This is a genomic window from Beduinella massiliensis (assembly GCF_900199405.1).
GTDB classification, from domain to species: Bacteria; Bacillota; Clostridia; order Christensenellales; family Aristaeellaceae; genus Beduinella; species Beduinella massiliensis.
Genome location: NZ_LT963430.1, coordinates 1,100,279 through 1,126,767 on the forward strand (window position 1 = coordinate 1,100,279; position 26,489 = coordinate 1,126,767).

The following is a 26,489-nucleotide window of genomic DNA, read 5'->3' on the forward strand; positions in this document are numbered from 1 at the left end:
ACCGGCTCCCTTCTTTTGAAAATGCAGAGGCGATCAGCCCTCCGTGGAGGGGCGTGCGAAGCGTTCGATTTGGGCAAGCACCTGCGCCGTACCGTCGGCGTCGGGCAGCGCGCGCATCGCTTTCGTGAGCGCGGCGCGATCCGCCCACAGCGCGGAGAGCTCGCGCACGAGGCTTTCGGCGTTCAGATCTTCCTGCGCGATGACGTGTGCCAGACCGCGCGCCGCGAGGGAATGGGCGTTGAGAATCTGGTCGCCGCGGCTGGCGGTGGCCGGATAGGGGACGAGCAGCGCGGGCTTGCCCAGCGCGAGAATCTCCGAAAGCGAGTTGGAACCGGCGCGCGAGAGCACCATGTCCGCGCAGGCAAACGCGTCGGGCAGCTCGCCTTGCAGGTATTCAAACTGGCGGTAGCCCGCCCTGCCCTCGAGCTCCGGGGCGAGATTGCCCTTGCCGCATACGTGCAGCACCTGATAATGCGCAAGCAGCTTTGGAAGGGCCTCGCGGAGCACCTTGTTGACGCTCTGCGCGCCCAGGCTGCCGCCGACCATCATCAGCACGGGGCGGGAGGCGCTGAAGCCGCACAGCGAGAGCCCGCGTTCGCGTCTGCCCTCGAAGAGCTGGCGGCGCAGCGGCGTGCCGGTGCAGACGCCCTTTTCGCCCATGGCCTTTGCCGCTTCCGGAAAGGTGGTGAGCACCGCGCTGGCAAACGGCGCGGAGAGCTTGTTGGCAAGCCCGGGCGTGATGTCGCTCTCGTGGATGAGCACGGGGATGCGGTGCAGCGCCGCACCGTAGACGACGGGCACGCTCACGAAACCGCCTTTGGCGAACACGATGTTCGGGCGCAGCCTGCCCAGGAGGCTCTGGGCCTGAAAAGCACCGGCGACGACGCGGAACGGATCGGTGAGGTTTTTCACGTCGAAGTAGCGGCGCAGTTTGCCGCTCTTTACCGCGTGATAGGTAACGCCCGCAAGGGGTTCTACGAGCGAGCGCTCGATGCCTTCCTTTGTGCCGATGTAGTGAACATCCCATCCGTCCTTTTGCAGGAAGGGGATGAGCGCGAGGTTGGGCGTCACGTGACCGGCCGTGCCGCCGCCGGTAAGCACGATGCGTTTCAAAGAAGAAGCCCTCCTTGTCGGGTGATGGATGGCGCGTTTGCGTTCCGCCGAGGCGGGGCGACGAATGCGCGGAGCCTTGATGGCGCGGGCCGGCTCTCCTTCTATTATACCATGATGGCCTCGAAAGTTTGAACGGAATTTGTAAAAAACCGCAGGCATAAAAAAGGGCTTCGTATAGCCATCCTAAAACCGCCGCTGCAAAAAGAGCAAGATTTCATTAATGTACAGTTTTGCGGCAAATACCCATTTAAAAAAAATGTCGAATGCTGTATAATAAACGGGGTTACGGTTCTAAAAGCATTGCGCTGGCCTTCCAGCGCCGAAGAGGATGGTATACTAGCATGACAGAATCGCTTCGCGATGTCGCTACCGAGAGATTTCCCACCCGCCCGATCGCGCCGCTCGGCATCATCGCCATGCGCGGCACAGAAGAGATGGGCGCCGTCGTGAACGACTACCTGATGCGTTGGCAGCAGGCCGACGACGAGAGCGAACTGCTTCACAGCTTCCCCGGATACGAAAACAGCGGATTCTTAATCGAGGCGAACTGCCCGCGCTTTGGCACCGGCGAGGGCAAGGGCATGCTCAAGAGCAGCGTGCGCGGCTATGACCTGTACATCCTGATGGACATGGGCGCCTACAACTGCACCTACAAGATGTACGGGCGCGAAGTGCCGATGACGCCCGACGAGCACTTTGCCGACCTCAAGCGCATCATCGCGGCGGCGGGCGGCAAGGCCAAGCGCATCAACGTCATCATGCCCATGCTGTACGAAGGACGCCAGCACCGGCGCTCCTCGCGCGAGTCGATGGACTGCGCGCTGATGCTGCAGGAGCTGACGCACATGGGCGTGGAAAACATCATCACCTTTGACGCGCACGATCCCCGCGTGCAAAACGCGATTCCGCTCTCCGGCTTTGAGAGCGTGATGCCCACCTACCAGATGCTCAAGGCGCTGCTGCGCAGCGAAAAGGACCTGCAGCTGGACAAGGATCACATGATCGTCATCTCCCCGGACGAGGGCGCGATCCAGCGAAACATTTACTATTCCTCCGCGCTGGGGCTGAACCTGGGCATGTTCTACAAGCGGCGCGACTATACGCGCGTGGTGGACGGGCGCAACCCGATCATCGCGCACGAGTACCTGGGCGAGTCGGTCGAGGGCAAGGACGTCTTCGTGGCCGACGACATCATCTCCAGCGGCGAGTCGATCCTCGACCTCGCGCACGAGCTCAAAGCCCGCAGGGCAAGGCGCATTTACGCCGCGGGCACCTTTGCGCTGTTCACCAACGGCATCGACGCGTTCAACCGTGCCTATGAAGAGGGAATCATCACCAAGATCATGGCGACGAACCTGACCTACCGCACGCCGGAGCTGCTGAAGGCGCCCTGGTTCGTGGAGGCGGACATGTCCAAGTACATCGCCTACATCATCGCGACCCTCAACCACGACCGCACGCTTTCCGGTCTGCTCAACCCCTGGAACCGCATCAAGGCACTGCTGGAGCGCTACCACAATGAGCAGGCGCAAAACGGCCTGCGTCTGGTTTAACACCGCGAAACGAACCGTCCACCGCGCAGCGGCGGGCGGTTTTTGCGCTTCTACGCTTCTTCGTTTGGCAGCCCCGGCAGGCGCAGCAGCGCGCGAAAAAAGAGGGCGAGCGCAAGCGCGCACAGCCCCGCGCAGCAAAGAAAGGACGCGGGCAGCGACACAAAGCGGCTGAGCGCAAAGGAAATCAGGCTGCCCAGCGCCCGGGCCACGGCGTAGGTGGCGACGTAGAGCAGCATCTGGCCGGAGGCAGCGCTGTCGCGGGGCACGGAGAGGCTCACGTATTGCGCCATGGCGAACGCGCAGACGATGATGCCGCACGCGCAAAGGGCCTGCGAGGCGATGGCCGCGCCGCGGGAGGGGATGAGGCCCATCACGAGAAAGCGCAGGCTAAGCCCTGCGGCGGAGGCGATCAGCAGACGGGGCGCCCCGAAGCGGCGGAGCAGTCTGTCCGCGAAGAGCAGGAAGGGAACCTCCGCGAGCGTGCCCACGAGCGTGCCCAGCCCCACGTCCGCCCGCGAGCCGCCGAGCGTCTGTGTCATGAGCAGGCCGTACAGCGTATAAAACACCCCCTGCGCCGCCTGAAGGCAGAGCGCGAAGGCGAGCAGCGTCCGCAGCTCCTTCTTTTTGAGAAGGGAAAGAAAGCGCGGGCGCTTTTTGTGCTCCCCCGTGGGCACGGAGGGCAGCAGCAGGCTGCAGAGCCCACCCAGCGCGTAGGCGGCGCACACGATGGGGACGAAGCGCTCGATGCTTCCATCCAGCAGCGCGCCCAGCGCATAGCTGCAAAGCGCGTAGGAGAGCGTGCCCGCCATGCGCAGACGGCCGAAGGGCAGTCCTTCCCGATGCAGGTAGCTGAGCGTCACCGTTTCGCCCATGGGCGCGATGCAGGTGGAAAAGAAGGAGAACAGGCAGGTGTACAGCAGCAGCGTCCAGAAACCTTCCGCCCGCAGAAAGAGCAGGCTGCACGCGGCGCAGCAGGCGAACAGCAGCCGGTGCACGGCGTTGCGGCTGGGGGCGCGGTCGGCTGCGTAGCCGGTGAGCGGCAGGGCGGCGAGCGCCACCAGCGGGCCGGACGCCATGAGCAGGCTCACCTGGCCCACGTCCATGCCGCGCGCGGCGTAGTAGAGCGTCACAAAGCCGTTCCACGCGCTTGAGGCGGCGTACTCCGCTGCATAATACGCGCCGATCTTCCATTTATAGGCGTTTTGCGCCATCGTCCCCGCCTCCCTTGCCTCGCTTTCTTCAGTCTGCCAATCTGGATGGAGTTTCATGCAAAGGAAAAAAGCGCGTTTTCTCTGTGTGTTCCCCTTGAATATCCCGCGCCGTGCTGATATAATGGGGAGCGTTGCGAAACGGCGGAATATACAAGATGTTGTGCTGCTTTTGCTTGAGAATACAAATTGTGCTATCGGGCACTGGGGGATAGACCATAAGGAGGATGCGGGCAATGACGGATACCATCAAGAAGCGCGACGGGCGGCAGGTTCCTTTTGAAGCGGAGAAGATCGAGGATGCGATCCTGAAGGCGTTTGCGGCGACGGGGAGCGCGAAAGGGCGCGATACGGCGCAGGAATTGACGCGCCAGGTCGTCGCGGAGCTCGACCGCGACGAGGACATCGACGTGCCGACCGTAGAGGACGTACAGGACATGGTCGAAAAGAAGCTGATCGAAAACGGCTACGTGCGAACGGCCAAGGCGTACATCCTCTACCGCGCGGAGCGCAGCCGCGCGCGCGAAATGAACACGCGCCTGATGAAGATCTTCGAGGACATCACGTTTAAGGACGCCTCGGAGTCGGACATCAAGCGCGAAAACGCGAACGTCAACGGCGACACCGCGATGGGTACGATGCTCAAGTACGGCTCCGAAGGCGCGAAGATGTTCTACGACATGTACGTGCTCAACCCCGAGCACGCGAAGGCGCACCGCGAGGGCGACATCCACATCCACGATCTGGACTTTCTGACGCTGACGACCACCTGCACGCAGATCGACATCGTCGAGCTGTTCAAGGGCGGCTTCTCCACCGGACACGGCGTCCTGCGCGAGCCGCAGGACATTCAGAGCTATTCCGCGCTCGCCTGCATCGCGATCCAGTCCAATCAGAACGACCAGCACGGCGGCCAGTCGATCGTCAACTTCGATTACGGCATGGCGCCGGGCGTCCACAAGACGTTCGTCAAGACCTACCGCGCGCGCCTGTCCGGCGCGCTGGAGCTGCTCGCGGACGACGCGAACGGGGACGACACCGCGCGCGCGATGCTGAAGGCGCTCAAGGAGCAGGGGCTTGAGCCCACCCTGGAGCGCACGGAGGCGTACGACACGGCGGAGCACGCGCTGCTGCTGCAGAAGACCGACGAGGCGACCGCCCGCCGCATCGCGGACTTCGCGCAGCACCGCGCATGGGAGGATACCGACCGCCGCACCTTCCAGGCGATGGAGGCGTTCATCCATAACCTGAACACCATGCATTCCCGCGCGGGCGCGCAGACGCCCTTCTCCTCCATCAACTACGGCATGGATACGTCCCCAGAGGCGCGCATGGCCATCCGAAATCTGCTGACCGCGACGGAAAACGGCCTGGGCGGCGGCGAGACGCCGATCTTCCCGATCCAGATCTTCCGCGTGAAGGAGGGCGTCAACTACAACCCTGGCGAGCCCAACTACGACCTGTACCGCCAGGCGATCAAGACGAGCGCCAAGCGGCTGTTCCCGAATTTTTCGTTTGTGGACGCGCCCTTCAACCTCAAATATTACAAGCCCGGCCATCCGGAGACGGAAATCGCCTACATGGGCTGCCGCACGCGCGTGATCGGCAACGTCTACGACCCGACGCGTGAGGTGTGCAACCGCCGCGGCAACCTGTCGTTCACATCGATCAACCTGCCGCGCCTGGCGATCGAGACGCACGGGGACGTCGAGCGCTTCTTCAAGCTGCTGGACGAGCGCATCGACCTGGTGATCGGCCAGCTCAACGAGCGCTTTGAGATTCAGGCGCGCAAGCGCGTGAAGAACTTTCCTTTCCTGATGGGCGAACACGTCTGGATGGACAGCGAAAAGCTCGGCTGGGACGACGAGGTGCGCGAGGTTTTGAAGCACGGCACCCTTTCTATCGGCTTTATTGGTCTGGCGGAGACGCTCAAGGCGCTGCTGGGCAAGCACCACGGCGAGAGCATGGCGGCGCAGAACCTGGGCCTTGAAATCATCGGCCACATGCGCAGGCGCATGGACGACGAGAGCCAGAAGACCCACATGAATTACACCCTGATCGCCACCCCCGCGGAGGGGCTTTCCGGCCGCTTCGTCAAGATGGACCGCGAGCGCTACGGCTCCATCCCCGGCGTCACGGACCGCGAATACTACACCAACAGCTTCCACATTCCGGTTTACTACCCGATCAGCGCCTTTGACAAGATCCGCCTGGAAGCGCCCTATCACGAGCTCACCAACGCGGGCCATATCAGCTACGTCGAGATGGACGGCGACCCCACGCAGAACCTGGACGCCTTCGAGGCGGTCGTGCGCTGTATGCACGACGCGGGCATCGGCTACGGCTCGATCAACCACCCGATAGACCGCGATCCGGTCTGCGGCTTTAACGGCATCATCGGCGATACCTGCCCCTGCTGCGGCCGCGCGGAGGAAGAGGTGCACTTTGAACGCATCCGCCGCATCACGGGTTACCTGGTGGGCACGCTGGAGCGCTTCAACAACGGCAAGCGCGCCGAGGAACGCGACCGCGTAAAGCACGGCATTTGAGGATTCGCAGGGGGCGGGGGCGCAGGCCTTCGCCCCTCGCGTTTGGCTGGACGGATTAGAGGGGGAATGCTGCATGGAGATTCGCATCGCGGGTACCACGTCCGATTCGATCGTGGACGGGCCGGGCATCCGCCTGACCGTGTTCACCCAGGGCTGCCCGCACGGCTGCGCCGGGTGCCACAATCCGGAGACGCACGACCCGGCGGGCGGGCGCGTCGTGGATACGGAAAAGATCATAGCCGGGCTGCGCGAAAACCCGCTGGAATCGGGGCTCACCCTTTCGGGCGGCGAGCCCTTTTTGCAGGCGGCCGCCTGCCATGAAATCGCGCGCGCCGCGCACGCGCTGGGCAAGAACGTGTGGACGTATACGGGGTACGTCTTTGAAAAGCTGCTCGCGGAGGGCGACCCGGACCGGATGGCGCTGCTTTCGGAGACGGACGTGCTCGTGGACGGGCCGTTCATCCTCCGGGAGCGTTCGCTGGAGCTGCGCTTTTGCGGCAGCCGCAACCAGCGGCTGATCGACGTAAGGAAGAGCCTGACGACGGGCGAGGCGGTTCGCTGGGAGCCGCCGGCGTGGTAAAGAAAAAAGAACGGGGAATCTCAGATCATCGACAAAGCACCGTTATGCGGGAAGGGATGCATGAAGGGGAGACTTCCCCTTCCTATGGAATCGTATCGACCGGCTTTGCCTGCTGCGCCCTGCCCCCTTCGGACGCAGGGTACGGGTCTGCGGAGCGCTTCGCGCTGTCCTCGGCCCTACTCGCTTCGCTCGCTGCACGCAAATGCGCAGCATTTGCGGAGAAAAACCTCCCGTGGCATTCGTGCGAAATGGTCATTCATTTTGCACGAGGCCATCAGCTTTGCCGATGGCCGGGGACGGAGAAAATGCTCCGTCTTTTTTTGCGCGTTTTTTGCGGCAGCGCCGAGGCTTGCGGAAATGAGGGGAAACGCTGGGCGCAGCGGGGGCACAGCGTCCTCAGCCGCTTTCCCGCAGCTTTATGAAATATATCTGACGCGCTAAAAGATTTTGCTTAAAAAAAGACAAATAGAAGGAGGATTCTCCCCGGAATCGGTTGACAGGGCTTTTTTACACCCTTATAATATAACCGATGAGGGTATGCGGAGACGTATACCCCTGCCAAGTTGCGTATCCTTGACTTACATAAGGAGGTAATTCCCATGGCCACAAAAATGACCGTTGACGGCAATACCGCCGTCAGCCATGTCGCTTATGCGTTCAGCGACGTGGCAGCGATCTACCCGATTACCCCTTCTTCCCCTATGGCGGAAGTTGCGGATGAGTGGGCGGCGCACGATCGCGAAAACCTCTTCGGGCAGACCGTCCACGTGGCGGAGATGCAGTCTGAGGCGGGCGCCGCGGGCGCTGTTCACGGCTCTTTGGCGGCTGGCGCGCTGACGACGACGTTTACCGCGTCCCAGGGCCTGCTGCTGATGATCCCGAATATGTACAAGATCTCCGGTGAGCTGCTGCCGGCCGTGTTCCACGTGAGCGCGCGCGCGTTGGCTTACCATGCGCTGTCCATCTTCGGCGATCACAGCGACGTCATGAGCTGCCGCCAGACCGGTTTTGCGATGCTTGCGTCCAACTCCGTTCAGGAGGCTATGGACATGGCGCTGGTCGCGCACGTGGCCACGCTGAAGTCCTCCGTGCCGTTCCTGCACTTCTTCGACGGCTTCCGCACCTCTCACGAGATCCAGAAGATCGACGGAATCGACTACGACGAGATGGCGAAGCTCATGCCGTGGGACAAGGTGGCCGAGTTCCGCGCCCGCGCGCTGAATCCGGAGCATCCGCATCAGGCGGGCACCGCGCAGAACCCCGACATCTACTTCCAGGGCCGTGAGGCTGCGAACAAGTACTACAACGCCACCCCCGCCATCGTCGAGGAAGTCATGAAGCAGGTCGGCGAACTGACCGGCCGTCATTACAACCTGTTCGACTATGTGGGCGCGCCCGACGCGGAGTACGTCACCGTGGCGATGGGCTCCGGCTGCGACGTCGCGGACGAGGCGGTCACCAAGCTGTGCTCCATGGGCCAGAAGGTCGGCCTCATCAAGGTTCACCTCTACCGTCCGTTCTCCGTCGAGCACTTCGTGAAGGCGATCCCCGCGACCTGTAAGAAGATCGCCGTGCTGGACCGCACGAAGGAGTCCGGCTCCCTGGGCGAGCCGCTCTACCTGGACGTGTGCGCCGCGCTGGCCGAGGCGGGCAAGAAGGACATCGAAGTCGTCGGCGGCCGTTACGGCCTGGGCTCCAAGGAGTTCACGCCGACCCATGTCAAGGCGGTCTTCGACAACCTGTCCGGCGAGTGCAAGAACCACTTCACCGTCGGCATCGTGGACGACGTGACGGGCACCTCCCTGCCGGTGGGCGAGCAGTTCAACGCGGCGCCGGAAGGCTCCATCTGCTGCAAGTTCTACGGCCTGGGTTCTGACGGCACCGTCGGCGCGAACAAGAACTCCATCAAGATCATCGGCGACCACACCGATCTGTACGCGCAGGCGTATTTCGCATACGACTCCAAGAAGTCGGGCGGCCTGACGGTTTCCCATCTGCGCTTTGGCAAGAAGCCGATTCAGTCCCCGTACCTCATCGACGCTGCGGACTTCACCGCCTGCCATAACCCGTCCTACGTGACGAAGTACGACATGGTGTCCTCCCTGAAGGACGGCGGCACGTTCCTGCTCAACTGCCCGTGGTCCGCGGAGGAGCTCGACGCCGAGCTGCCCGCTTCCATGAAGCAGCTGCTCGCCAAGAAGAACATCAAGCTTTACACGATCGACGCGATCGACCTGGCCGCGAAGGTGGGCATGGGCAACCGCATCAACACGATCATGCAGGCCGCGTTCTTCAAGCTGGCCGACGTCATCCCCTACGAGGACGCCGACAAGTACATGAAGCAGTACGCCAAGAAGACCTACGGCAAGAAGGGCGACGCGATCGTCCAGAAGAACTGGGACGCGATCGACATCGCGATCTCGGGCCTGAAGGAAGTCAAGGTGCCCGCCGAGTGGGCGAACGCCGCGACCGGTGCCGAGGCCATCAAGATCAAGAACACGACGCAGCACTTCGACGAAGTCATCGCTCCGATCCTCGCGCAGGAGGGCGACAAGCTACCCGTCTCCGCGTTCAACCCGGCTGGCGTCGTACCGACCGGTACGACCAAGTACGAGAAGCGCGGCATCGCCGTGAAGGTTCCGAAGTGGAACATCGACAAGTGCATCCAGTGCAACCAGTGCTCGCTGGTCTGCCCGCACGCCGTCATCCGTCCGTACCTGGTGGACGAGAACGCCGAGCGCCCCGACTCCTTCGCCGCCAAGAAGGCGATCGGCAAGGAATTCGCAGGCAAGCTCTTCCGCATTCAGATTTCCCCGATGGACTGCACCGGCTGCGGCAACTGCGTGGACGTTTGCCCGGCCAAGGAAAAGGCGCTTGAAATGGTGCCGCTGCACACCCAGATCGCGGAAGAGGCGAATTGGGAGTTCGCGCAGACGCTGCCCGAAGTGGATCCGGCGAGCGTCAACAAGAAGACCGTCAAGGGCAGCCAGTTCCTCAAGCCCCTATTCGAGTTCTCCGGCGCGTGCGCGGGCTGCGGCGAGACGCCGTACGTCAAGCTGGTGACCCAGCTGTTCGGCGACCGCATGCTGATCGCCAACGCCACGGGCTGCTCCTCCATCTACGGCGGCAGCGCTCCGACCTGCCCCTACACCGTGAACGACAAGGGCCAGGGCCCGGCCTGGGCGAACAGCCTCTTTGAGGACAACGCCGAGTTCGGCTTTGGCATGAACCTCGCCACCAACCAGCGCCGCGCGAAGCTGGCGGATACCGTCCGCAAGCTGATCGCCGTCGAGTGGTGCGCCGCCGACATCAAGGAAGCGGGCGCCGAGTGGCTGGAGAACATGGACGACGCCGAAGGCTCCCGCAAGGCCGGCGACAAGCTGCTGGCGGCCTGCAAGGCCGGCATCGACCTGACCGGCACCGAGTATGAGGCCAAGTGGATCGAGAACGGCAAGATCTGCGACTGCGACGCCTGCAAGCTGGCGCGCGAGGTCATCGACAGCGCCGACATGCTGACCAAGAAGAGCCAGTGGATCTTCGGCGGCGACGGCTGGGCTTACGACATCGGATACGGCGGAGTCGATCACGTGCTGGCGCAGGGCGAGGACGTCAACATCCTCGTGCTGGACACCGAGGTGTACTCCAACACCGGCGGACAGTCCTCCAAGTCCACGCCGACCGGCTCGATCGCGAAGTTCGCGGCGTCCGGCAAGAAGACCCGTAAGAAGGACCTGGGCATGATGGCCATGTCCTACGGCTATGTCTACGTCGCGACCGTCGCCATGAGCGCGGACCCGGCGCAGCTGGTCAAGGCGCTGAACGAGGCGGAAGCCTATCATGGCCCGTCCCTGGTCATCGCCTACGCGCCCTGCATCAACCATGGCATCAACATGGGCCATGCGCAGGAGGAAATCAAGAAGGCGGTCAAGGCCGGCTACTGGCCGCTGTACCGCTACAACCCCGCTCTGGCGGAAGAGGGCAAGAACCCGATGACCGTGGACAGCAAGGACCCGACGGAGTCCTATCAGGACTTCCTGAAGGGCGAGGTGCGCTACGCCTCCCTGGCCAAGCTGTTCCCGGACAAGGCGGAAGCTCTGTTCGAGCAGAACGAGAAGGACGCTGCACAGCGTCTGGCGATGTACAAGAAGCTCGCGGGCGAGTAATCGACACGCGCGCTGAAACGAAAAAGGCACAGAACCGAGCGTTCTGTGCCTTTTTCGTTTTGGACGGACGGCCTGCTCAGAAAGGATAAAAATGGGATACAATGGGGTGCCCAAGCGCAAAATGAGCCCAAAATGTGCAACTTTTACGATGAATTTTGCTTTTTATCAACTTATGTGGACGAATTGCATTGATTTTTTGATGACTTTTCGTTAGAATGTAGAAAAGCATTTGAATCAGAACTGAGAACCGCCTCAAGCGGGACTGGCCCGCTCCCGGGATTCAAACGGAAGTTCGCGCAGAAAAACATCAGGACATAAAAAATATACGTTTTTTGCCATCCATAAAGAAAGCACCGCCGGAAGCAACAGGCGCAATGGATACGCCCAATGGTTCCGACGGAGCGAGAGGCTCAAATCGTATCCCATTCAAGGCAGCAGCGCAAGGCGCGCCGAAAAGGATAAAAAGAAGCCCGAACGACCGCGTGCGCGGGCGTTCGGCCAGCTTTTATATTTCAGACAGAAGGTGGGATGGGTTATGCTCCGATACGCCTTACGGCGCCTCATTACCTCGCTGGTGACGTTGTTCCTCGTCATCACGCTCACATTTTTCCTGATGCAGACGGTGCCTGGCGGTCCGTTTCTGGGTGAAAACGTCAACCCGGAGATCACGGCCCGCCTGCTCGCCAAGTACGGCTACGACCAGCCGCTGCTGACGCAGTACGTCCATTACCTGCGGGATCTTTTCGTTGGGGACATGGGCTTTTCCATGGTGGTGAAGTCGGGCGAGTCGGTCACCTCTGTCATCGCCAGCCACTTCCCGCTCTCCTGCCGGATCGGGCTGATCGCCCTGCTCATCGCGGTGCTGCTGGGCATTCCGCTGGGTGTGCTGGCGTCGATGAAGCACGGCTCCGTCTTCGACCGCATCTTCATCTTCACCTCGTCCCTGTTCGTGTCGGTGCCCAGCTTCATCATGACGATCGCGCTGATGCTGATCTTCGGCGTCTGGCTCAAGCTGCTGCCTCTGGCGTATCTGGAGGGGTGGAAGTCCTACATCATGCCCGTCTTCGGCATGGCGATCTACCCGATGTTCAACCTCGGCCGCCTGACGCGCACGACCATGCTGGACGTCATCGGGCAGGATTACATCAAGACTGCGCGCGCCAAGGGCCTGTCGACGTTCAAGATCATGTTCAAGCACGCGCTGCGCAACGCCATCATCCCCGTGGTCACCGCGCTGGGGCCGATCATCGCGGGCATCCTGACCGGTTCGTTCGTGGTGGAGAAGGTGTTCGCGATCAACGGCATCGGCAAGTACTTCATCTCCTCGATCACCGCGCGCGATTATCCGCTCATCATGGGCACCACGATCTTTTTCGCGGCGCTGCTGATCGCCTGCAACTACGTGGTGGACCTGCTTTACGGTGTCATCGATCCCCGCATCAAGATGTAAGCGCCCGCGCAAGAGAGGAGATGCAAGCGATATGCAACTAAACCCGGAAATGATGAAGAAGTACAACATCTCCGCAGAGGAGATTCAGCCCGCGACCGCGGAGGAGAAGGAATCCATCGACCAGATGCGCCCGTCCGTCTCCTACTGGAAGGACGCGATGCGCCGCTTCGCGCGCAACAAGCTGGCGATGTTCATGCTGTTTTTGCTGATCGTCATCGTGCTGCTCGCCGTGTTCGGCCCCATTGTCTCGCCCTATACCTACAAAGCGCAGTCTCGCGACGTGCGCCAGGGCCCTTCCTTTTCCCATCCCCTCGGCACGGATAAGCTGGGGCGCGACATCTTCGTGCGCGTCATGTACGGCACGCGCATCTCCTTGCTCGTCGGCGTGGTGACGATGCTGCTGGTCTGCCTGATCGGCATCACTTACGGCGGCATCGCGGCCTACGTGGGCGGCTGGTGCGACAACTTGATGATGCGCTTCGTCGACCTGATGATGACGATTCCTTCCATGCTCATCATCATCCTGCTTTCCGTCGTGATGCGCGACCCCCTCAAGGCCATGCTGGGCAGCGGCAAATTCGTCGCGCTGGCTTCGCTGGGTTCGGGGCTTATCTCGATCTTCATCGTATTGGCCCTCTTTAATTGGCTGGGCATGGCGCGTTCGGTTCGCGGCGCGCTGTTGATGAACCGTACGCAGGAATACGTGCTCGCGGCCGAGGCCATGGGCGCGAGGTCCAGGTGGGTCATCGCCAAGCATCTGCTGCCCAATTCCATCGGCGTCATCATCATCAGCGCCACGGGCGTGGTGCCCAGCGCGATCATGACCGAATCCTTCCTGAGCTTCATCGGTCTGGGCGTCTCCGCGCCGGTTCCCTCGCTGGGTTCCATGGCGAACGATGCGCTCAACGGCATCATCAGCTATCCCATGAACATGGTATATCCCGCCGTGCTCATCAGCCTCATCATCCTGTGCTTTAACGTGCTGGGCGACGCCCTGCGCGACGCGCTGGACCCGCGGATGCGCAAGTGATCACCGGAAAACGCCATAGAACAGGAGGATGCAGATATGCGAGATTCCGAATATCTCCTTCAGGTGGAGGACATGAGCGTGGAGTTCCATACGCCCTCGGGCATCGTGCACGCGGTCAGCCATGTATCTTTTACGCTTCGCGAGGGAGAAATCCTCGGCATTGTGGGCGAGTCCGGCTCCGGCAAGTCGGTAACGGCGAACGCCATCATGCGCCTTTTGCCCGATACCGCGCGCGTGACGGGCACCATCCGGCTCAAGGGCCGCGACATCATGAAGATCAGAACCAAGGAGTTCAACAAAATTCGGGGCAAGGACATCGCCATGATCTTTCAGGATCCTATGACCTCCCTGAATCCGCTGTACACGGTGGGCAACCAGCTGGAAGAGACGCTGACGCTGCACATGGGGCTCAAGGGGGAGGACGCGCGCAGACGCGCGATCGAGCTGCTCGACATGGTCAGCATTCCGCAGCCCGCTACCCGCGTCAAGCAGTATCCGCACGAATTTTCCGGCGGCATGCGCCAACGCGTGATGATTGCCATGGCGCTCGCCTGCAACCCCTCGATCCTGATTGCGGACGAGCCGACCACGGCGCTGGACGTGACCATACAGGCGCAGATTCTGGAGCTCATGCGCGACCTGCAAAAAGAGGTCAAGACGGCCATCATCATGATTACGCACGACCTCGGCATCGTCTCGGACCTTTGCGACCGCGTCAACGTGATGTACGGCAGTCAGGTGATGGAGTCCGCGCCCGTGGACGACCTGTTTTACGAGACGGCGCACCCTTACACGCAAGGGCTGCTGCGCTGTCTGCCGGAGGCCGCGCAGAACATGGGCATGAAGCGGCTTGAGCCCATCACAGGCTCGCCAGTGGATCTGATGATGCTGCCCGCGGGCTGCGCTTTCGCGTCGCGCTGTGACAAGTGCATGAAGCTTTGCCTGACGCGGCGGCCGGAGCTGTTCGACGTGGGCGCGGGGCACGTCTCCCGCTGCTGGCTGTCGGCGCTGGCGAAGACGGAAGAGAGGAGGGAGGCCCTGTGAGCGATGCCATCCTCGAGCTTCAGGACTTGAAGACGTACTTTGAAGTCAAGGAGGGCGGCAGGACGCAGTTCGTCAAGGCGGTGGACGGCGTCAGCCTGCACGTCCTCAAGGGGGAAACCGTGGGTCTGGTGGGCGAGTCGGGCTGCGGCAAGTCCACCATTGGACGCACGATCATGCGCTTTCATGACCCGAGCGGCGGTAAAATTTTCTTTGACAGCGACGACATCACGACCTGCGACATGGCGCCTTACCGCAGCCGCATGCAGATGGTGTTTCAGGATCCCTATTCCTCGCTCGACCCGCGCATGAGCGTGGGGGACATCGTGGGGGAGCCGCTGGACATTCAGTTCCCCAAGATGAACCGAAAGGAGCGCTCCGAGCGCATTCACGAGCAGATTCGCCTCGTCGGGCTCAACAGCGAGCAGCTCACCCGATTCCCGCATGAGTTTTCGGGCGGCCAGCGCCAGCGCATCTCCATCGCCCGCGCGATGGTCATCAAGCCGGAGTTCATGGTGCTCGACGAGCCCGTCTCCGCGCTGGACATCTCCATCCAGGCGCAGATCATCAACATGCTGATGGACCTGCAGCAGCAGCTCGGCATGGCGTATCTGTTCATCGCACACGATCTTTCCGTAGTGCGCCACATCTCCCAGCACGTGGTGGTCATGTACCTGGGCCACGTGATGGAGATCAACAGGTCGGAGGACCTGTACGCGCACCCGCTGCATCCCTATACCCGCGCGCTGCTCAGCGCGATTCCCGTGCCCGATCCCAAGGTGAGCCGCGCGAGAAAGCGCGAGATCTTGCAGGGCGACGTGCCGAGTCCCATCAACCCGCCCGCGGGCTGCGTGTTTTCCACCCGCTGCCGCTACGCGACCGAGCAATGCCGCATGGAGGCGCCCAGGGTGCAGGACGTGGGAGACGGCCACAAGGTCGCTTGTCACCGTTTCGCGCAGATCGACTGATTTTATGCGGCGTTGCCGCGTAAAATAAAAACAATTACAGGAGGAAATCGTATGCGTAGACTACTCAGCCTCGTCGTGGCAGCCATGCTCCTGTTTTCGCTGATGCCCGCGGCCGCGCTCGCGGAGGGCGAAAACGTGCTGACCCTCGCCATGGAAACCCAACCCAACCTGGACCTCCACTGGAATGCCGGCTCTACCGGCGCGCTGCTGCAAAACCAGATGTACGAGGGGCTCTACCGCGTGACGGAGACCGGCTTTGAGCTGGCGGGCGCCACGAGTGTGGACAAGTCCGAAGACGGCCTCACCTGGACCTACCACCTGCGCGAGGACGCGGTCTGGTCCGACGGCAAGCCGGTCACCGCGGCTGACTACGTGTACAGCATGCAGCGCCTGGTGAACCCGGAGGTTTCCAGCATCTACATGTTCGACTACGGCCAGTTCCTCAAAAACGGCACTAAAATCGCCAACAAGGAGATGGACGTTTCCGAGCTGGGCGTGAAGGCCGTGGACGACTACACGCTGGAGATTCAACTCGAGGACGTCTGCACGTTCTTTGACGCGATCCTCTGCTACACCACCTTCTTCCCGCTCCGCGCGGACATGGTGGTGGAGGACGGCACCGGCTACTGGGCGTGGGACGTTTCGCGCTCCATCACCAATGGACCGATGATCATGACCGCCTGCGATGAGGATCAGGAGATCGTGCTCGAAAAGAACCCCACCTACTATGGCAAGGACGGCGTGAAGCTGGACAAGCTGGTCGTCAAGCTGATCGACGACAGCAACACCACCCTGCAGCTCCTGGAGAGCGGCGAGGTGGACATGATCATGACCTATCCTTCCGAGGAAACCGAGCGCCTGATGACCGACGGCTACTATCACTCCGTCCCGGCGCTGTCCACCAACTTCCTGCTGGTCAACACCCAGAAGGATGGCCTGAGCGATCCGCGCGTGCGCAAGGCGCTCTCGCTGGTCATCGACCGCGACTTCCTCGCGAACGTCCTGCTGCTGGGCACCAAGACGCCTGCGGTCTCTTACGTGGGTTCGGGCTTCCCGGGCAGCACGGATGAGGCGGACTTCCGCTCCGAGGGCGGCGACCTGTTTGCCACGGACGTGGAGCAGGCCAAGGCGCTGCTGGCGGAGGCCGGCTATCCGGACGGCGCGGGCTTCCCGGTTATCGAATGCAGCTACGCCAACAACAGCGCGGACTACACCACGATCTTCGAGTATCTGCAGGCGACCTGGGAAGAGGAACTGGGCCTGACGGTCACCCTGTCGCCCATCGAGAAGGCGACGATGACCACCCTGCGCGACAATGGTGACTTCGACATCACCCCGCAGGCGTGGGGCGCCGACTACATGGACGCGAGCAACATGCTCTCGATCTTCGTGACGGGCAACTTCATCAACGCGGGCCGCTACAGTTCCGAGGCGTTTGACACCGCGTACACGAAGTCTTTGACGACCATCGACCGCGCGGAGCGCATGCAGCTGCTGCACGACGCGGAAAAGACGCTGGTACTCGACGACTGCGGCATCATTCCGCTGTATCACGCCAACAGCGTGACGCTGTTCAGCGACAGCGTCTGCACCAACGTACGCTTCAACGCGAACGGTAAGGTGATCCTGACCGACGTGGTCGTGACGAAGTAAGTCCTTTTCTCGAATCTCCGCATCCGAAAGGGTGCGGAGATTTTTATATCGGGCGGCAGCGGGCAGGGGTGATTGTCAAATATCGAACAGGAATTGCACAGCAATGCGGAAAACGGAGGGATTATGCGCCGGGTATATCGCATGATTAGGCGAAAAATGTGCATTTGTGGAGAATAACCGATTGGAGATGCGTTGAATCCAAACGAACTTCGTGATATAATGAACAGGACATAAAACGCTCCGAGCCTGCGAAACCCCTGCGGCTTCACAGGCCATTGGGTGCGGGGAGCGATCCCCCTGCCTGCCTTTGCGAAGGAGCCTGAAAAATCGCGACCCCGCGTTAGCGTGCGGAGTGGGTTTTTCGGGCGTTTTTTGTTGACCAGATACGGTAAGGAGGAACAAGGTTATGTCTGAAAACAAGAAGACACTGTTGGATCGCGCGTTTACCCGCCGTCAGTTCCTGAAGCTCTCCGGCAAGGGGTTGGCTGGCGTCGCTCTTTCCAGCAGCATGCTCTCCGTGCTGGGCTGCACGCAGGCGCAGGCGGACGCGGGGATGGTCGAAACCATCGCCACGCCGGACTTCCTGCTGGTTGCCAACCGCGCAAAGTGCACGGGCTGCCAGCGCTGCGAGGCGAACTGCACCCTGGCCAATGACGGAGACATCCATCCCTACATGGCCCGCATCCGTGTGCGCCAGAACGTCAACTTTGGCGCAAAGGGCCCGGGCGAGGATTACAAGCACGGCGACGGCGTGTTCGGCACGTGGGGCTTTGCGCCCGACACCTGCAAGCAGTGCGCAGACCCCGCCTGCGTAAAGGTCTGCCCGATGCAGGCGATTTCCGCGGACCCCGACACCGGTGCGCGCGTCATCGACGAGGAAAAGTGCGTGGGCTGCGGCGCCTGCGTGGAAGCCTGCCCGTGGCACATGCCCCGCATCGACGTGGAAAAGAAAAAGTCCACCAAGTGCATCAGCTGCGGCGCCTGCGTCGCCGGGTGTCCGACCAGCGCGCTGCGCATGATCCCGTGGGAAGACGTAGCCGCTGCGCTGTAATCGATAGAGGAGGTTTAATTCATGAACGGATGGATGGGTAATCTGCTGCGCGTGAACCTGACGGACGGTTCTTACGCGATCGAAAGCAGCGAGAAATACTTTGCTTATATCGGCGGCAAGGGCATGGCCAACCGCATTATTTACGACGAGGTTCCGGCCGGTACGGATCCCGTCTCGCCTGAAAACAAGATCGTCTTTGCGGTTGGCCCGAACACGGGCTCCAGCGCTCCGTGCAGCGGCCGCACGACCATTTCGACCCTTTCCCCCTTCACCAAGTACAACGCGATCGTCGACGCGCACATGGGCGGCGACACCGCCGTGGCGATGAAGGTTTGCGGCTATGACGCCGTGATCATCGAAGGCGCGAGCGACAAGCCCGTCTACATCTACGTGAACGACGACAAGATCGAGGTGCGCGACGCTGCCCACCTGTGGGGCAAGGGTACGGAGGACACCACCGCGACGATCGTCTCCGAGACCGAGCAGGGGACGAACGTCGTATCCATCGGCCCGGCGGGCGAGGCGATGGTGAACCTCTCCTGCGTCATGACGGGCATCGGCCACTGCGGCGGCGGCGGACTGGGCAAGATCTTTGGCTCCAAGAAGCTCAAGGCCATCGCCTTCTACGGCACGAAGGGCATCCAGGTCGCCGAGCCCAAGAAGGTGCTTGAGCTGAACAACTACGTGATGAGCGATCTGATCGGCTCCAATAACAACCACGTGGTGCCGACCGTCGCGCAGTCCTGGTCCGAATACGAGAATTCCTCCACCCGCTGGACGGGCCATCCGGGCCTGACCTGGGGCGCGGCGGAGGGCGGCCCCGTCGACACCGGCGAATCCGCGCCCGGCCAGCCGACGCTGGTCGGCTATCGCTGCCAGAAGGCCGTCAAGGATCACGGCGCGATCGCCGAACCCTACACGGTGAAAATGTCCGGCTGCACGATGTGCCCGATTCGCTGCTACGGCGGGCTGTACCTGCCCAAGATGGAAGAGATGACGGGCGTCGTGGGCAACCACGCCAACACCTGCCTGGGCAACCGCGGCAGCGGCTTTGCGGGCCTGGTCAGCAACGTGCCCGACATGGAGCGTGAGGGCGACGGAAAGCTGATGGGCAACGTCTACGCGGCGATCCTGTCTGACGACATGGGCCTGTGGGACAACTACGGAGAACTGGCCGCGACGCTGGGCTACTTCTTCAAGGACGACTACAAGCTGCTTCGCCAGATCGTCACCGAGGAAGAGTTTAACGCGATCGATTGGTCTAAGCGCGATACGGGCGACCTGACCTTCCTCAACGACATCGTGGCCTGCCTGCTCGATCCGAACCATTCCATGTACAACCTGGCGCAGGGCGCGTACTACGTCGATCAGAAGTACCACGACATCCTGGGCGACGACTACCTGAACTCTCAGGAGATCGGCCTGTGGGGCGTCATCGGCGCGAAGCGCCACCATGGCAACGAGTGCGCGGCGCAGGTCGGCCTGCTGACGAACGTCATCTACAACCGCGACGGCATGTGCCATACCATCGTGAATATCACCGGGTCCGGCCTGCCCTATCAAATTCAGAAGAACATCGTCGAGGATATCTTCGGCGAGGGCTGTCTGGATGCGCCCAAGAAGTATACGCCCATGAATGAGAACAAGGCGCGCTTTGCCAAGTTCGGCATCATGCGCCAGGTGCTGCATGACAGCTTTACCCTGTGCAACTGGGTATGGCCGATGACCTTCTCGCCCCGCAAGGAGCGCGGCTACAAGGGTGACCTGAGCGTGGAGGCGCAGTACATGAGCGCCATCACGGGCGAGAATTGGACCGAGGAGTCGTTGGATCACGCCGTTGAGCGCTGCATCCAGCTGCACCGCGCCATGACCGTCAAGACGGCGGGCACCACCGACATGCGCAACAACCACGACGTGGTGGCCTCCTTCATCTTCGACATGGATCCGGACTTTGAGCCCTTCACCGAGGGCACCGTGAAGCTGGAGCGCGAGGACTGGCAGAACGCTCTGACGATGTTCTACGAGCAGTTTGGCTGGGATCCGAAGACCGGCGCGCCTACGCGTGAGACGCTTGAAAAGTTCGAGCTTAGCGACGTGGCGGACGATCTGGCTGCGCTCAATCTGCTTCCGTAATGGACGAAAAGCAGTCCTCTTCCGAAGAACAGGCGGTTTCCGAGGAATCCCCCGCTCAGGAAGAGGGAACAAACGGCGCGCAGGCGCTTTATGAGCACCTGCGCGCGCGTACCATACAGTCGCAGGTCACGGCGAAAAAGCAGCTTCTGCTTCAGCCGCCCGAAGGCGTCGGCAAGGAAGAAATGAGCGCTCTTCTTGCCAAGCTGGGCACCGAAGAAATGCCGGCGGAGCTGCAGAACATCGCCGATATTCAGGGGAAAAAGGATACGTATTACTACGAGGCCACTCTGATGACCCGGCATTACGCGGAGCTGGACACGATGATTCAGGAGAAGGATCTCCTCTACACCATCGCGAGCATCACCCGTTCTGACTGCAAGCTGTATCCCCGGCCCACGCAGTTTTCCAAGCTGGAGGATACGCCCTTCCGCTTTACGCGCGACGAGCTGCTCGGCGCGGCCGCGCGCATGACGTTTGAGAAGGAGTACGAGGACATCGGCGTGGTGCAGGCCTCGAATGGCGCCAAAGCCTTTTACTCCTCGAAGTACCTAAGCGAGCGCTACGCGCGCGCGCTGCTGGAATCCATCGAGGTCGAGGAATACGAAAACCCGTAATCAAAAAAACGGTACTCCCCATGGGAGCGCCGTTTTTTTGTTGGGTTTGCGCGGCGTACGTCACGCCGGATTACTTCGAGAGCCTGAGGGTCTTCACCTCGAACGTGTTAAAGTGCAGCTTCACGCAGCCGCTTTCCAGCGGGAGCTCGCTTTGCTTGTTTTCCAGCATGTCGCAGGCCCAGACCTTCGCCGCGGGGATGTTCACGCCCAGCACGCAGGAGGTGTCAGCCTTCTTGGCCTCGTACAGGCGGACGATGACGTCGCCGCTGCCGTCCTCGGCAGGCTTTACGGTGTCGATGAAGACGTTCGGCTCGTCCAGCACGAAGGCGCTGAAGGCCGGGCACGTACCCGCAGCCACCTGCATGGGCACGTTCAGGTCGTAGGCCTCCTGCACGACCGGGGAAGTCAGGAAGCTGCCCTCCCAGCCGGTGAAGGAGTAGGTGAAGGTGTGCCTGCCGTTGTCAGCGCGCATCTCCGGGCAGGCTGCGGCGCGCAGCAGCGTGAGCTGCAGCTCGTTCCCGCTCTGGCTGATGCCGTACTTGCAGTCGTTGAGCACCGCAGCGCCGTGGCTCTGGTCGCACAGGGCGCTGTAGCGCTGGTTGCAGACCTCGAAGCGGTCGCTGTCGTACAGACGGGAACGGTGCGTCGGGTGCGTCATGTAGCCGAACTGGATTTCGTTGATCGCCTCCGTCGCCTGTACGGCCACCGGGAACGCGACCTTGAGCAGACGATGCAGCTCGTTCCAGTCTACGTCCGTCACGAAGTCCAGGCGGCGGCTGCCCGCATCCAGCACGATGTCCTGCGCAAAGCTGGAGGAGAGCACCTTGCGCTCGAGGTGAATCACCGCTCGCAGGCCGCCCGCTTCCTTGACCGTCAGCGTCACCGGCTCGTCGATTTCGACGGGCTGGAGGATGTAGTTGGAGTCGATGTCCCACGCGTCGAACAGGCGCGGCACGTCCTTGTACATGAGCAGGCGGTTCATCGCGCCGGAGGCGAATTCGCGGCCGGTCTGCTTGTCCACGAAGGACACGACCTCGCCGCGCGCGTTCAACTCCGCGCGTACCTGTTCGTTTTCCAGAACCGCGCCGTCTTGCGTGAGCTGCGCGGTGACGGCCTGCGCGGCCTTTTCAGCCTTCGCGGGCAGCAGAGATACGCAGCCGCAGGCGGGCACCGCAACGAGCGCCAGAACGCCCTCTGCGTCCTTCTGGACGGGCACGGCTTCGCCATCGGCGGTCTGCGCGCCGGTTGCAAAGGCATCGGGCAGACGGACCAGGCCCTCGCGCGCGAACGACAGGGAGTTGAAGACGGTTACGCCTTCGCCCTTGGCAAGCGCGGTGAGCGCGTCCTGCTGCACGGCCGCGGCTTCCTCCTGTATCCAGGCGTGATCCTTGCGCGCCTCGACGTACACGCGGGCGATGGAGGAGCCGGGCAGGATGTCGTGGAACTGGTTGAGCAGCAGGCGCTTCCAGGCGGCGTCCATGCGCGCAAGCGGGTATTCGCCGCCCGCCAGCATCGCCATGGTCGCCCACATCTCGGCCTCCCGCAGCGCGATTTCACACTTGCGGTTGCCGCGCTTGATGGCCGCCTGAGAGGTGAATACGCCGCGGTGCGCGGAGAAGTACAGCTCGCCTACGTAGGTGTGCTGCGGGCCGCCGTCCGCTTCCATGTCCTCGAAGAACTTGGTGGGCGTCTCCATGCGAACCTTGGGCATACCCTCCAGATTCTTTTCGCGCAGGGCGTACTCGATGTGGTCGCGGCAGGGGCCGCCGCCGCCGTCGCCGTAGCCGTAGGGCAGCAGGAAGGCATCGAGGCCGCGCTTTTGAACGCGCTTGCCCCAAGTTTCGCACAGCTCCTTGGGATCGGTGCGGTAGGTGTAGCTGGTGGGCAGGAAGGTGTCGATTTCGGAGCCGTCCGCGCCCTGCCAGGTGAAGTAGTGGTAGGGGAACTGGTCGCCCTCGTTGTAGGACCAGAAGATCTTCTGCGTTACGAGGTACTTGACGCCGCAGTTTTTCAGAATCTGCGGCAGCGCTGCGGAGTAGCCGAAGGTATCGGGCAGCCACAGGATGACGCTGTCGATGCCGAACTCTTCCTTGAAGAAGCGCTTGCCGTGCAGCACCTGGCGCACGAGCGATTCGCCGCTGGTCATGTTGGTGTCGGGCTCGACCCACATCGCGCCCTCCGCGATCCACTGGCCGCCCTTGATGGCCTCCTTGATGCGCGCGTAGAGCTCCGGGTAGTGCTCGCGGCACATCACGTAGCTGGCGGGCTGGCTTTGCAGGAACTTGTATTCCGGATATTCCTCAATCAGGCGAAGCTGCGCGGCGAATGTGCGCGATGTCTTGCGGTGGGTTTCGGCCATGGGCCACAGCCACGCGAGGTCCAGGTGCGCGTTGCCGATCGCGTAGAAGACGGGCGCGGTGGAACCGTTTTCCGCCTCAAGCGCGGGACGAATCGCTTCGCGCGCGGCCTTATAGCTCGCAATGCGGCCTTCCAGCGGCTGCTCAAAGTCCACGATGAGCGTAAACTGCTCCAGTGCGTGCGCGACCTTGTCCGCGCGCAGGCTCTCGGGATCGAGCTGATCCACGAGCTGATAGAGCGTGTCCACGTCCATGTAGAGCTGATAGGCGTCTTCGTTCCAGATGCCGTAGGTCATGTCGCCCAGCGTCGCGCGCTGGCCCTCGACCTTTGGATCCTGATAGGCGCCGGGGAGCACGGGACCGGTCGCGCAGCCACCGAGCGGGCTTTGCGGCCAGAAGTGGCCCGCGTAGGCTTCGAGCAGCAGGTCATAGGTGCGGCCCGCCTCACCGCAGGGCGTCAGAAAGTTATCGACCATGAAGTGGTGCGGGGTCGATACCCAGTCGGCGCGGTAGGTGCCGAAGGAGCGCCCGTCTACGAAGACGGTCGTCTCGCCGCCGGTCGTGAGGTTCATGAGGACGCGCTTGCCCGCCGCCTCTTCGGGCAGGGTGATGCGGCTGTGCATCCAGCAGTACTCGTAGGTATGGCCCCACCTCGTCCCGTGGGGCATGGGGGAGAAGGTGCCTTTGGCGGCTTCCTCAGGCGTCAGGTGATCCATCGTGAGGAAGGATTCGACCTCGATGGGGCCGAGCGGCAGGTAAAGATCCTGGCGCAGCGTTTCCAGCCAATGGTTCAGGCGTCCTTTCCATTCGGAGTGCATGTATTTCATGGTGGGTAATTCCTCCGTCCGTCATATGGGTTGGAAGGGGATTCACAGGGGCGTTCAAAGGGTTGAGGTTCCCTGGAATCCCCCCGTAATGCGTTACTTTTCCCAGGGATTCGGGGTAAAGTCGCCGCCGCGGCACCATTTGAGATAAGCGAGCGAGTGCTTCTGCGCGGTCATCTCCCAATCCTTCTTGTAGATCGGGTCATGGTAGCCCTCCACGCAGATGTCGCCGGCGTAGCCGCCCACGTGCAGGATGTAGATGATATCGCGCCAGTCGCTGTCGCCAAAGCCGGGCGTGCGCTCGGGGGCGTACCAGTCGGTGTCGCACAGCACGCCGTAATCGGCGACGGCGCGGCGGTCGACGCTCGCGTCCTTACCATGCACGTGGTAGACCTTCTTCACCCACTTGCGAAGCTGGGCGATAGGGTCGATCAGCTGAATCATCTGGTGCGCGGGCTCCCACTCGAGGCCGAGCGCGTCGCTCTTGACCTCGTCGAACATGCGCTCCCACGCGCGGGGGTTAAATCCGATGTTGCAGGTCGGGCGGTCCCAGGTGCCGCCCATGGGGCAGTTCTCGATCGCCAGGCGAACGCCGCGATCCTCTGCGCGCTTGGCCAGATCGCGGAAGACCTCGCCGAACTTCTTGAAGGATTCGTCCACGGGCTTGCCCTCGTAAGCGCCCGCGAAGGTGGAGACGGTCTTCGCGCCGTAGAGATGCGCCGCGTCGATCGCGCGTTCCAGGTTCTTCTTGTGCTCCTCGTACTGAATGGCGTTGCAGTAATAGCCAAGCGTGGTGATTTCGATGCCCTTTTCCTCGGCCATCGCCTTCATGCGCGGTCCCTGCTCCTCGATGTTTACGCCGTTATACTCCATGTGGAAGTTTACCGACAGCGTTTCAAAGCCGATGTCCGCCATATGCGGCCCCCATTGCTCCGCGAACGGGCCGGGCAGGCAGGTGCCGATGCGAATCTGGGAAATGTCATAATGCGGTACCAAAACGATCATCCTTTCTGTGTCTCTCCCTTCAAACGGAAGGGGGCGTACGGATTGTTTGTGAAACGCACCGTGAATCCTTTAATAGGTTCGTTCTTTCTATGCGTTTTCCTTCGGAAAAAAGGCGGCTGTGAAAAGAAAATCGGGGACAGGCGAGCCTGTTCCCGATAGCTTTAGGCAGGCCGTTCAGGGCCTCGTCGTTCAAGGGGCGGACGCCCAGGAGATTCCGGTTAATCCGGCTTGACCAGCGGATGGAAGCACAGCACCTTGCGCCGCGCATTCAAGTGCACCATGTCGGGCCGCTTCTGGCGGCATTCGTCCGTCGCGTAGGGGCAGCGGGGCGCGAACTTGCAGTAGGTGATCGAATACTCCTTGTCTTCCATGTCCGGCATGACGAGCTCTTCGCTCCACTTGTCGCCCACGCGCGGCACCGCGTTCATCAGCAGCTCCGTGTACGGGTGCGCCGGATCGTCCATGATCTCTTTGGCCGGTCCGTATTCGATCAGACCGCCACGGTAGAGCGTGGCAATGTAGTCCGACACGTAGTAAGCGGTCGAGAGGTCGTGCGTGATGTAGATGAAGGAAACCTTGTATTTGTCCTTGAGCTCCTTAAAGAGGTTGACGATGTTCATCTTCATCGACGCGTCGATCGCGGCGACGGGCTCGTCGGCGATAATCAGCTTCGGACGGGTGATGAGCGCGCGCGCGATGGAGACGCGCTGAAGCTCGCCGCCGGAGAACTGCGTCGGGTACTTGCCCTTGACGACCGCCAGCGACATGCCGACGCTGCGCAGCGTTTCGTCGACCAGCTTTTCAGCTTCCTCGTGGTTTTTGCTGATGCCCAGGCGAAGCGCGGTGTTGAACAGGTAGGTGTCCACCGTCTTGCGGGCGGAAAAGGACTCATAGGGGTTTTGGAAGATCGGCTGAACGTCCAGCTTAAACTGCTTGGGATGGTACGCCTTCTTGTCGGCGTAGGAGTTGCCCAAAAGCTTGATGTCGCCCATGTCCGGCTGGTACAGGCGCAGGATCATCTTGCAGAGCGTGGACTTGCCGCAGCCGGACTCGCCGACGATGGAGAGGATGACCGGCTCGCCCGCTTCGATGTCGAGCGAGACGTCGTCGATCGCGACGAGCTTTTTGCCCATCAGCATGCCGCCGATGCGGAAGATTTTGCTGACGTTGTTGATTTCCAGCAGCTTTTCGGCCATG

17 protein-coding genes are annotated in these 26,489 nt (G+C 61.9%); 12 read left to right on the top strand and 5 right to left on the bottom strand.

What is annotated here, in order from left to right; translation table 11 throughout:
- Window positions 1-33: 33 nt before the first annotated feature.
- The gene (locus C1725_RS05645; protein ID WP_102410686.1) at window positions 34-1,113 is read right to left on the bottom strand and encodes an undecaprenyldiphospho-muramoylpentapeptide beta-N-acetylglucosaminyltransferase; all 1,080 of its coding nucleotides are present in this window, start codon (window positions 1,111-1,113) and stop codon (window positions 34-36) included.
- A 341-nt stretch (window positions 1,114-1,454) separates the two neighbouring features.
- On the opposite strand from C1725_RS05645, the gene C1725_RS05650 reads away from it, so the two are divergent.
- A complete protein-coding gene (locus tag C1725_RS05650) occupies window positions 1,455-2,666 on the top strand; it encodes a ribose-phosphate diphosphokinase (RefSeq protein WP_102410687.1) in 1,212 nt (403 codons plus the stop codon).
- Between the two features lie 50 nt (window positions 2,667-2,716).
- Here C1725_RS05650 and C1725_RS05655 read toward each other — a convergent pair whose 3' ends face one another.
- Window positions 2,717-3,877: an MFS transporter gene (locus C1725_RS05655; RefSeq protein ID WP_346026387.1), complete on the bottom strand. Its 1,161-nt coding sequence runs from the start codon at window positions 3,875-3,877 to the stop codon at window positions 2,717-2,719.
- A 233-nt stretch (window positions 3,878-4,110) separates the two neighbouring features.
- Here C1725_RS05655 and C1725_RS05660 point away from each other — a divergent pair, with 233 nt between their 5' ends.
- From C1725_RS05660 to C1725_RS05710, 11 genes are all read left to right on the top strand, one after another.
- Window positions 4,111-6,423, top strand: a complete 2,313-nt coding sequence (locus C1725_RS05660) for an anaerobic ribonucleoside triphosphate reductase (RefSeq protein ID WP_102410689.1) — start codon at window positions 4,111-4,113, stop codon at window positions 6,421-6,423.
- 73 nt (window positions 6,424-6,496) lie between these two features.
- Window positions 6,497-7,003: an anaerobic ribonucleoside-triphosphate reductase activating protein gene (nrdG, locus tag C1725_RS05665; protein WP_102410690.1), complete on the top strand. Its 507-nt coding sequence runs from the start codon at window positions 6,497-6,499 to the stop codon at window positions 7,001-7,003.
- Window positions 7,004-7,602: 599 nt separating this feature from the next.
- Window positions 7,603-11,166 carry a pyruvate:ferredoxin (flavodoxin) oxidoreductase gene (nifJ, locus tag C1725_RS05670; RefSeq protein WP_102410691.1) on the top strand — a complete coding sequence of 1,188 codons (3,564 nt, stop codon included), beginning with the start codon at window positions 7,603-7,605 and terminating at the stop codon, window positions 11,164-11,166.
- 535 nt (window positions 11,167-11,701) lie between these two features.
- The gene (locus C1725_RS05675; protein ID WP_102410692.1) at window positions 11,702-12,616 is read left to right on the top strand and encodes an ABC transporter permease subunit; all 915 of its coding nucleotides are present in this window, start codon (window positions 11,702-11,704) and stop codon (window positions 12,614-12,616) included.
- 31 nt (window positions 12,617-12,647) lie between these two features.
- Complete coding sequence (locus C1725_RS05680; RefSeq protein ID WP_346026388.1) at window positions 12,648-13,646, top strand: ABC transporter permease; 999 nt, start codon at window positions 12,648-12,650, stop codon at window positions 13,644-13,646.
- A 36-nt stretch (window positions 13,647-13,682) separates the two neighbouring features.
- Complete coding sequence (locus C1725_RS05685) at window positions 13,683-14,690, top strand: oligopeptide/dipeptide ABC transporter ATP-binding protein (RefSeq protein ID WP_102410693.1); 1,008 nt, start codon at window positions 13,683-13,685, stop codon at window positions 14,688-14,690.
- Window positions 14,687-15,655 (top strand): oligopeptide/dipeptide ABC transporter ATP-binding protein, encoded by a 969-nt coding sequence (locus tag C1725_RS05690; RefSeq protein ID WP_102410694.1) that lies wholly within the window; start codon window positions 14,687-14,689, stop codon window positions 15,653-15,655. Before C1725_RS05685 ends, C1725_RS05690 begins: the two co-directional genes overlap by 4 nt.
- 51 nt (window positions 15,656-15,706) lie before the next feature.
- Complete coding sequence (locus tag C1725_RS05695) at window positions 15,707-17,308, top strand: ABC transporter substrate-binding protein (RefSeq protein WP_102410695.1); 1,602 nt, start codon at window positions 15,707-15,709, stop codon at window positions 17,306-17,308.
- Window positions 17,309-17,714: 406 nt separating this feature from the next.
- On the top strand, window positions 17,715-18,359 hold the full coding sequence (locus C1725_RS05700) for a ferredoxin-like protein (protein ID WP_102410696.1): 645 nt from the start codon (window positions 17,715-17,717) through the stop codon (window positions 18,357-18,359).
- 21 nt (window positions 18,360-18,380) lie between these two features.
- Window positions 18,381-20,492 (top strand): aldehyde ferredoxin oxidoreductase, encoded by a 2,112-nt coding sequence (locus C1725_RS05705; RefSeq protein WP_102410697.1) that lies wholly within the window; start codon window positions 18,381-18,383, stop codon window positions 20,490-20,492.
- Window positions 20,492-21,106 carry a hypothetical protein gene (locus tag C1725_RS05710; RefSeq protein WP_102410698.1) on the top strand — a complete coding sequence of 205 codons (615 nt, stop codon included), beginning with the start codon at window positions 20,492-20,494 and terminating at the stop codon, window positions 21,104-21,106. The genes C1725_RS05705 and C1725_RS05710 overlap by 1 nt, the downstream gene beginning before the upstream one ends.
- Before the next feature lie 70 nt (window positions 21,107-21,176).
- On the opposite strand, the gene C1725_RS05715 is transcribed toward C1725_RS05710, so the two are convergent.
- The 3 genes from C1725_RS05715 to C1725_RS05725 form a co-directional block, all read right to left on the bottom strand.
- A complete protein-coding gene (locus C1725_RS05715) occupies window positions 21,177-24,290 on the bottom strand; it encodes a glycoside hydrolase family 38 N-terminal domain-containing protein (protein ID WP_102410699.1) in 3,114 nt (1,037 codons plus the stop codon).
- Window positions 24,291-24,383: 93 nt separating this feature from the next.
- Window positions 24,384-25,292, bottom strand: a complete 909-nt coding sequence (locus tag C1725_RS05720; RefSeq protein ID WP_102410700.1) for a TIM barrel protein — start codon at window positions 25,290-25,292, stop codon at window positions 24,384-24,386.
- Window positions 25,293-25,510: 218 nt separating this feature from the next.
- Window positions 25,511-26,488, bottom strand: a complete 978-nt coding sequence (locus C1725_RS05725) for an oligopeptide/dipeptide ABC transporter ATP-binding protein (protein WP_102410701.1) — start codon at window positions 26,486-26,488, stop codon at window positions 25,511-25,513.
- Between the last annotated feature and the right edge of the window lies 1 nt (window position 26,489).

Bases quoted from the DNA above. Each gene is read 5' to 3' on its own strand.
- nrdG (WP_102410690.1), top strand. From the start codon at position 6,497: ATGGAGATTCGCATCGCGGGTACCACGTCCGATTCGATCGTGGACGGG.
- nifJ (WP_102410691.1), top strand. From the start codon at position 7,603: ATGGCCACAAAAATGACCGTTGACGGCAATACCGCCGTCAGCCATGTC.
- C1725_RS05695 (WP_102410695.1), top strand. From the start codon at position 15,707: ATGCGTAGACTACTCAGCCTCGTCGTGGCAGCCATGCTCCTGTTTTCG.
- C1725_RS05675 (WP_102410692.1), top strand. From the start codon at position 11,702: ATGCTCCGATACGCCTTACGGCGCCTCATTACCTCGCTGGTGACGTTG.
- C1725_RS05655 (WP_346026387.1), bottom strand. From the start codon at position 3,877: ATGGCGCAAAACGCCTATAAATGGAAGATCGGCGCGTATTATGCAGCG.
- C1725_RS05660 (WP_102410689.1), top strand. From the start codon at position 4,111: ATGACGGATACCATCAAGAAGCGCGACGGGCGGCAGGTTCCTTTTGAA.
- C1725_RS05680 (WP_346026388.1), top strand. From the start codon at position 12,648: ATGCAACTAAACCCGGAAATGATGAAGAAGTACAACATCTCCGCAGAG.
- C1725_RS05725 (WP_102410701.1), bottom strand. From the start codon at position 26,488: ATGGCCGAAAAGCTGCTGGAAATCAACAACGTCAGCAAAATCTTCCGC.
- C1725_RS05715 (WP_102410699.1), bottom strand. From the start codon at position 24,290: ATGAAATACATGCACTCCGAATGGAAAGGACGCCTGAACCATTGGCTG.
- C1725_RS05700 (WP_102410696.1), top strand. From the start codon at position 17,715: ATGTCTGAAAACAAGAAGACACTGTTGGATCGCGCGTTTACCCGCCGT.
- C1725_RS05685 (WP_102410693.1), top strand. From the start codon at position 13,683: ATGCGAGATTCCGAATATCTCCTTCAGGTGGAGGACATGAGCGTGGAG.
- C1725_RS05650 (WP_102410687.1), top strand. From the start codon at position 1,455: ATGACAGAATCGCTTCGCGATGTCGCTACCGAGAGATTTCCCACCCGC.
- C1725_RS05705 (WP_102410697.1), top strand. From the start codon at position 18,381: ATGAACGGATGGATGGGTAATCTGCTGCGCGTGAACCTGACGGACGGT.
- C1725_RS05720 (WP_102410700.1), bottom strand. From the start codon at position 25,292: ATGATCGTTTTGGTACCGCATTATGACATTTCCCAGATTCGCATCGGC.
- C1725_RS05710 (WP_102410698.1), top strand. From the start codon at position 20,492: ATGGACGAAAAGCAGTCCTCTTCCGAAGAACAGGCGGTTTCCGAGGAA.